Raw genomic sequence first — 415 nt, 5'->3', positions numbered from 1 at the left:
CGGGAAAAGACATCTTCTTGATAAAAATTCTCTGATCGCGAGTTTATACCGACCGTTTACCAAGCAGTGGCTCTATTACAACCGTCGATTCAACGAACGCGTGTACCAGATGCCACGGATTTTTCCGGACAGCGCAGCGGAAAACCGGGTGATCTGTGTGTCGGGCATTGGGGCAAGGAGTGGGTTTTCTGCGTTGATCGTGAATGCCTTACCAAATTTGCATACCCTGGATACAGGACAATGCTTCCCCCTGTACCTGTACGACGAGGGTGAACGGGTAGAGGAACCAGTAGAGTCCCGGATGGATAGCCTGTTTGGAGAATCACATCAGCCTGTGGCTCGTTCCCGTACCCGCCGTTATGCCCTTACCGATGAAGGGTTGGCGCATTTTGAGACAGCCTATCCGGGAGAGGCC

General features: G+C 52.5%; 1 protein-coding gene. It reads left to right on the top strand.

Annotated features, from left to right (window positions below):
• Window positions 1-415 (top strand): type ISP restriction/modification enzyme (locus tag IV91_RS18700; protein ID WP_035418726.1); only part of this gene is annotated, 415 nt, incomplete at both ends.

Origin of the sequence: Ferrovum myxofaciens, from assembly GCF_000735045.1 — a bacterium.
GTDB lineage: Bacteria > Pseudomonadota > Gammaproteobacteria > Burkholderiales > Ferrovaceae > Ferrovum > Ferrovum myxofaciens.
Note: the sequence above shows the minus strand (reverse complement) of the source record. Positions and strands in the feature narration are given on the sequence as shown.